Raw genomic sequence first — 6038 nt, 5'->3', positions numbered from 1 at the left:
CGGATAAGGACGGCTCCCCCGGCATTGGCGGCAAGGGCGGCGATGGTGGCGATGGGAACCCGAGCTTTCCCCCGGGCGGCGGTGGCGGTGGCGGCTGTTTTGGCGGTGGGGGCGGAGCCGGCGCGGGCTTCACCGCCACCCGTACCGGTGGCGGTGGCGGCAACAGCCACCTGAGCGGCTTTGTGGCCGGCTCCGCCGTACTGATCGCCGCAACCGATTGGCGCGCCGCAAATCAGTCCGATCCAGACCGTCCTGGCGCTGCCGGCGATGCCCAGCAGCCCGGCGGCGTCGTCCTGAAATTCACTGCGGCCTGATGGAGGCGACATGAGCAGCCATCAACCCATAGCCATGCCCCGTGTGGAGCGCATTCCGATGCTGCTGAAAGCTGCCCTCGCCGCCGCCCCCGACATCGTCTTGTCGGGCGGCTATCTCTCAACGCCCTGGTGGCTCGATGACGTCCATGACATCGGTCAGGTCATCCTGATCGGCATCGGCATCATCGTCGGCATCCTGCGCATCGAAGCGATGTGGCGGGCGCGCCGATCCTCCTCCTCCTCCTCGACCTCCAACTCCGGAGACCAGTCATGACCCGCAAGCCGGTATGCCGCGCCGCGGTCGATCTCGTGAAGCATTTCGAGGGCCTCTACCTCACAGCCTATCTTTGCCCGGCCGGCGTGCCGACCATCGGCTATGGCCACACTGACGGCGTGCGGCTGGGGCAGAACATCACCGAGGCGCAGGCGGATGCCTTCCTCGCTGCCGATCTGGCAGAGGCCGCCGGCCATGTCGATTCCCTGGTGAAGGTGTCGCTGAACGACGATCAGCGGGGCGCGCTGTCGTCATTCGTCTTCAACCTCGGTCCGGGCAGCCTCGCCAGTTCCACGCTGCTGAAGCTCTTGAACTCTGGTGACAGGGAGGGGGCCGGCATCCAATTCGGCCGGTGGGTCTATGCAACGGTGAACGGCACGCCGACCAGACTGCCGGGCCTCGTTGCCCGGCGCGCGGCAGAGGAGGCGCTGTTTGTCGGGCAGACGGCCCAGGCACAGGCCGTGGCCGCCCCCGAAGGCCCCGAGGAAAGCCGCATCAAGCGCATCCAGGCAATCGTCAACGTCACCCAGAGCGGTGTCTATGACCCCGTCACTCGGGCGGCGGTGACGCTCTGGCAGACGTCGCATCAGCTCCGTGCCGACGGGATCGTCGGTCCCATCACTGCCCGTGCCATGGGCATCGCCTGAAAGGAGGCGTCATGGACCTCTCAACCATCAAGCGTGGCGGCATGCTGGCCGGCAAGAAGCGCTATCTCGTCGTCGCTGCGGCCCTGGTCGCGCCGACCATCGGCTACCTGACCGGCGACATCGATCTGCAGGATCTGCTGACGGCGGTCTTCCAGACCCTGATCGGGATGAACTGAGGAGCGTTCCCCATGGCCTACAGCGCAGCGAATGGCGGCGGCGCCACATGGACGCCGGAAGACGACAAGGTCGACAGCGAGGTATCCCGCATCACGTCGGCTGGCGGCCCGCTCATGCAGCAGGCCAAGACCGACGGGCTGGCGACGGCCCAGCGGCGCGGCCTGCTGAACAGCTCGATGGCCGTGGGATCGGCTCAGTCTTCGGTACTGGCCGCGGCATTGCCGATGGCACAGCAGAATGCCCAGCAGACCGCGGCGAAGAATCTGTCATCGCAGGATTACGGACAGAACCGGGGCCTGCAGGAGCAAAAATATACCTACGATAAGGATCTATCCGACCAAGACTTCCGTCAAAGGCAGCAGTTGTCCGAACAGGATTATCAGCATCAACTCGGCGCCATCGATTCCCAAGGCAACTGGAATTCCCGTCTGCAGGTCGAGAAGGCCAGCCAGGATGCCTCGCTGTCCGATCAGGATTACCGGCAGAAGGCAGTTTTGGCCGATCAGGATTACCGGCAGAAGGCGGGCCTGCTGCAGATCGACAACGCGAGCAAAGAGAAGATCGCCAGCTGGAATGTGAGCCAATACGAGAAGGAGCGCGCCATGTCGGCGCTCACCTCGATGGAACAGCTCTATGCCAGCGAGTTCAGTTCGCTCGCCAATAACACCGACATGCCGGCCGAGACCCGAGACGCCTACCTCAAGCACATCGGATCGCTACGCGACAGCAGCCTGAATCTGGTTCAGCAGATGTACGGCATCCAGCTGAACTGGGCGTCGCCGGCCGTCACCACGACGGCGGTGTAAGTCATGGACGATGCACAGGGCAACATCTCCCGTCGCGGTCTGGTGGCAGCCGAGCAGGCGGGGAGGGGAGGGGATCGGGTGCTAGGGCATCTGACCCCAGGCGAACTCGTTGTGCCGAAGTCCTGCCAGACGCCTGAACTGATGGCGCTGTTCGCGAAGGTTGCCCATGCGGCCGGGCTGGATCCGAACCGCTTCATCGTCGGCTCGCCGGAGGCGTCGAAGAACCCGCGCACCGGGTTGGAGGAATTCGACGACAGCGACAACGGCGATAGCGGCCCGGGCGATACCGAGGGCGGCGGGCCGGGGGCGAACCCGGGCGGCGAGAACGCCGCTCACGGTCAAAACGAGTCAACCACGGCAGGCCGCGATGCGGCCTATGGCGGAGGCTGGGGCACTGGCGACGGCGACGGAATCAGCGGCTGGTTGTCGAGCAAAATCAGTCAGGCCTTCGCAGCGCCGACAGGTAGATCGCTGGGGGTGCTTGGCACTGCTGCTGGAGTATTTGGCGGTCCCGTCGGGTTGGCGATAGCCGCAGGTCCGGCGGCGGCGCAATTCGCCGGAGATAACATCACAGAGGGGCTTGAAAGCTTGCTTGGCCCGGCAGACGCCCCTCCCGGTACCGTCGATTACAGCTATGGCGACGCTGGCACCGGTGGCACCGGTGGCTCCCCCCAGTCCGACACCCGGGCGTTCGTGCCGGACATCCGCAAGCGCCGCGGGCTGCTGACGACGAGGACCTCATGATCCGCCCTGCAAAGTTCGCCGACATCCTGCGGCTGGCCGAGCTGGCCGTCGAGATGCACCAGCGCAGCGTCTATGCCGGCCGGGCAACGCTGGAGATCGCGCGCTTCAAGAAGCTGTGCATCCCGGCCATCCAGGCCCACGGGAAGGTCTCGTGCCTCTTCGTCGCGGAAGCCGATGGGCGGATTGAGGGCTTCATCGTCGGAGTGGTCGACCGGCTTTACGGCATCTCCACCGAGTTTTACGCCACCGATCTCTTTTTCTACGTCAGCCCGTCTGCCGATGCGCGTGCCGCCTCCGGATTGGCGGATGCCTTCCTGCGCTGGGCAGAAGGGGCGCCTGGCGTGATCGAGGTCCGGCCGGGCATCAGCGGTGCGGTGGAGGGCTGGGAGCGGGCCGGCAAGCTATGGGAACGCAAGGGATTGCGCCTGGATGGCGCCATGTATGTGCGGAGGCTCAAATGAGCGGTGTCATCAAGGGAGTGGGCAAGGTCTTCAAGCGAGTCGGGAGTGGCGCCGCCAAGATCCTGCCGGTAGCGCTCGCGGCGGGCGCCGTGATGTTTACGGCCGGCAATGCCCTTGGCGTCACCTCCAGCTGGGGTGATGCGGTCAAAAGCGTCACCGACAGCCTGGGCATGGGCAGCACGCTATCGAACGTGATCAGCGGGGCGGTCACCAATGCCGGCTATGGCGCGGTCGCCGGTGGCGCCATGGGGGCAATAGCCGGCGGCAGCATGTTGGCGGGTGCGCAGTATGGCGCGGCGGCCGGAGCCGTGCTGGGCGGCGCCAAGGGGGCTTACGACAGCTACATGGGTTCCGACGGCGCGACGGCGCCCTCGGCGACCGCCAATGGTGACACCGCCGCCTCCACCGGTGCCAGGGTGGAGACGGCACCGCCTCCCAGCGACGCGGCCCAGGGTGCTCGGAACGGCCTCCTGCGCATCAACAGCGCGAGCGCTCTGTCCGATGGGGGCGGAGATAGCGGCGGCGGTGCCGGCAGCCCCACCAATGTGCCGCGGATGTCGGCGAATGCGGCCACCGGGATGATCGAGAAAACCACCGCAGCCAGGGACGCTTTGTATGGGGGTGCTGCAAGCTCGCGCCCGGGCACCGACATCGGCGGTATCTTCGACAAGGGCGGCTGGCTGGAACGAAATCAGGGGCTGGTGGGCAACACCGTCGCGGGGCTCGGCAAGGGACTGTTGGGCGGGGACGGTGGCGCGGAAGCCATCAAGGCTCGGGCAGCGGTTGTCCGCGCCAACTACGGGGGTGCCCGCACCGGCCTTCTTACCGCCTCCAGCAACTCGCAGGCCACCGCCGGCCAGCAGCCCGGCATGACGCCTCAGCAGCGCTTCAGCGCCGCGGGCGTGCAGGGCCAATACGTCTACGATCCCGCCACCGGCCGCTATGTGCTGGTGCCGGCCACCGTTTGAGGGGAGCGACACCATGGCTGGACTTCTCTCTGGCACGCAGGGCGGACAGGGTGCGCCGATGGCCGATGGCCCGGCCGAGGAACAGGCCGAAGGCCCGGCCGGCCACAACCCGGAGGAAGAGGCTGCGGAGCGCCCGGCCGGCGCGGGCGCAGGGCAGGGCGACCAGCCCAACGTCAGTCCGGAGGAGCAGGCGGAATATGACCGCTTCATCGACATGGCGTTCCGGCTCATCTACGACGAACAGAGCTTCCCGGCAATCATGAAGCGCCTGACCGCCACGCCGGATCCGGTCGAAGGTCTGGCGGCCGTGGTGGTGATGGTGGTCTCCCGGCTGAAGGACTCGGCCCAGCAGCAGGGCGTCGAGATCAGCCCGGACGTTCTGTTCCACGGCGGCTCCGAATTGCTGGAGGATCTTGCCGATACCGCGGCGAAGGCGGGCATTCACCAGTACACCGACCAGGAACTGGAGAAGGCGCTGTACCGCGCTCTCGATCTCTACCGGGCCATGGACCAGCACAGCGGAGCGGACCAGCGGCCGTTCCAGCAGGATTGGGACGCGCTGGTGCAGGCAGACCGGCAGGGTCGGCTTGGCGATCTCGTCCCCCAGCTGGCGGGTGCTGGCGAGCAGGGTGGGGCGCAGCAGCAGGATCAGTCGCCGCCGTCGCGCGGACTGCTGCGCCAGCCGCGGGGAGGGATGTGACATGGCAGGGCTTCTGAGCGCCGTCGGCGGCGCGCTCTCTGGCTTTGGTCAGGGGCTGGCCGCGCAGGCCGAGGAGGACGGCAAAGCCAAGCGCGAGGCCCGGCTGCTGGAGCTGCAGCATGGGTACCGCGTGCAGGAAATGGGGGTGCAGAACGATTTCACATCGAAGCGCGACGCTACCCTCAACCAGTTTCAGACCGACCGGGATGTTCGGCAGAACGACTTCCAGACCCAACGCGACGAGCGGCAGCACGGCTATCGCATCGACGAGATCGGGGCGCAGGGCGCCAGCACCCAGGCGAACACCCGGCTGTCCAACGACCTTCAGTCCAAACGCGAGGAGCAGTCGCGGGCCTGGGAGCGCGAACGGCTGGGCATCACTGGCGAACAGCAGAACCAGCGCGACGAGCGCCAGCACGGCTACAAGCTGGAGGAGATCGATAAGACGGCGGATGCCAAGGCCCGCAGCAAGGACGATGGCGACCTTACGTCGGCGGACCAGCGCGAATTGAACCTCGCTAAACAGTCCAACACCGATCCATTCAACAAGCAGGTCAACTGGCTTGGCGCCTACCGGCAACTGAAGGCAAACGGCCGCACCGATCTCGCGGATCGGTTGGTGGCGAGCGAAGGCGGGGCGGTGTCCGACGCCATCCGGAAGGACGCGCAGAAGCGCGCGGAGGCGGAAGCCGCCGACCGCGCCGGCTGGTTCAGCACCGATTCCTCCGACTTCAAGGACGATGGTGGCGACCGTTCTGCCTTCATCAAGCGCCGGACCAGCGAACTCGTTCAGCAGGAGATGGGCGGCGGATCGGGGGGTTCGAGCGGGAGAAGCTCCGCGCCATCGGTGCCTTCCACTCCGTCTTCGTCCAGCGCGACGCCGGCATCGCAAGGAGAAGCCCCATCGACTGCGAAGCAGCCGGCCGGCAAGGGCACGCAGGCGGAGC

At 66.8% G+C, this 6038-nt stretch carries 10 protein-coding genes and 1 pseudogene; 10 read left to right on the top strand and 1 reads right to left on the bottom strand.

The window, feature by feature from the left end; genetic code table 11:
* The coding region (locus I71_RS37765; protein WP_375731222.1) for a hypothetical protein at positions 1-326 on the bottom strand (326 nt) is incomplete at its 3' end.
* Here I71_RS37765 and I71_RS25875 point away from each other — a divergent pair.
* The 10 genes and pseudogenes from I71_RS25875 to I71_RS25840 form a co-directional block, all read left to right on the top strand.
* Positions 325-588, top strand: a complete 264-nt coding sequence (locus tag I71_RS25875; RefSeq protein WP_148294373.1) for a hypothetical protein — start codon at positions 325-327, stop codon at positions 586-588. The two genes, I71_RS37765 and I71_RS25875, sit on opposite strands and share 2 nt — an antisense overlap.
* Positions 585-1034 (top strand): annotated as a pseudogene (locus I71_RS25870) (lysozyme); the annotation flags it as partial. The gene I71_RS25875 and the pseudogene I71_RS25870, both read left to right, overlap by 4 nt.
* 15 nt (positions 1035-1049) lie before the next feature.
* Positions 1050-1235 (top strand): peptidoglycan-binding domain-containing protein, encoded by a 186-nt coding sequence (locus I71_RS40690; RefSeq protein WP_280109917.1) that lies wholly within the window; start codon positions 1050-1052, stop codon positions 1233-1235.
* An 11-nt stretch (positions 1236-1246) separates the two neighbouring features.
* A complete protein-coding gene (locus tag I71_RS38520) occupies positions 1247-1411 on the top strand; it encodes a hypothetical protein (RefSeq protein ID WP_159107437.1) in 165 nt (54 codons plus the stop codon).
* A 12-nt stretch (positions 1412-1423) separates the two neighbouring features.
* Positions 1424-2218, top strand: coding sequence for a hypothetical protein (locus I71_RS25865; protein ID WP_042700682.1), 795 nt, complete (start codon positions 1424-1426; stop codon positions 2216-2218).
* 3 nt (positions 2219-2221) lie between these two features.
* Positions 2222-2962 (top strand): hypothetical protein, encoded by a 741-nt coding sequence (locus I71_RS25860; protein WP_042700680.1) that lies wholly within the window; start codon positions 2222-2224, stop codon positions 2960-2962.
* The gene (locus tag I71_RS25855; RefSeq protein WP_042700678.1) at positions 2959-3423 is read left to right on the top strand and encodes a hypothetical protein; all 465 of its coding nucleotides are present in this window, start codon (positions 2959-2961) and stop codon (positions 3421-3423) included. The genes I71_RS25860 and I71_RS25855 overlap by 4 nt, the downstream gene beginning before the upstream one ends.
* On the top strand, positions 3420-4391 hold the full coding sequence (locus I71_RS35270) for a hypothetical protein (RefSeq protein WP_049976332.1): 972 nt from the start codon (positions 3420-3422) through the stop codon (positions 4389-4391). The genes I71_RS25855 and I71_RS35270 overlap by 4 nt, the downstream gene beginning before the upstream one ends.
* Before the next feature lie 13 nt (positions 4392-4404).
* Entirely contained in the window at positions 4405-5091 is a 687-nt protein-coding gene (locus tag I71_RS25845) for a hypothetical protein (protein ID WP_148294372.1), read from the top strand.
* A 1-nt stretch (position 5092) separates the two neighbouring features.
* The coding region (locus tag I71_RS25840; protein ID WP_042700667.1) for a hypothetical protein at positions 5093-6038 on the top strand (946 nt) is incomplete at its 3' end.

Origin of the sequence: Azospirillum sp. B506, from assembly GCF_000333595.1 — a bacterium.
Classification (GTDB): Bacteria; Pseudomonadota; Alphaproteobacteria; order Azospirillales; family Azospirillaceae; genus Azospirillum.
Note: the sequence above shows the minus strand (reverse complement) of the source record. Positions and strands in the feature narration are given on the sequence as shown.

Bases quoted from the DNA above. Each gene is read 5' to 3' on its own strand.
- I71_RS25875 (WP_148294373.1), top strand. From the start codon at position 325: ATGAGCAGCCATCAACCCATAGCCATGCCCCGTGTGGAGCGCATTCCG.
- I71_RS38520 (WP_159107437.1), top strand. From the start codon at position 1,247: ATGGACCTCTCAACCATCAAGCGTGGCGGCATGCTGGCCGGCAAGAAG.
- I71_RS25865 (WP_042700682.1), top strand. From the start codon at position 1,424: ATGGCCTACAGCGCAGCGAATGGCGGCGGCGCCACATGGACGCCGGAA.
- I71_RS25860 (WP_042700680.1), top strand. From the start codon at position 2,222: ATGGACGATGCACAGGGCAACATCTCCCGTCGCGGTCTGGTGGCAGCC.
- I71_RS25855 (WP_042700678.1), top strand. From the start codon at position 2,959: ATGATCCGCCCTGCAAAGTTCGCCGACATCCTGCGGCTGGCCGAGCTG.
- I71_RS35270 (WP_049976332.1), top strand. From the start codon at position 3,420: ATGAGCGGTGTCATCAAGGGAGTGGGCAAGGTCTTCAAGCGAGTCGGG.
- I71_RS25845 (WP_148294372.1), top strand. From the start codon at position 4,405: ATGGCTGGACTTCTCTCTGGCACGCAGGGCGGACAGGGTGCGCCGATG.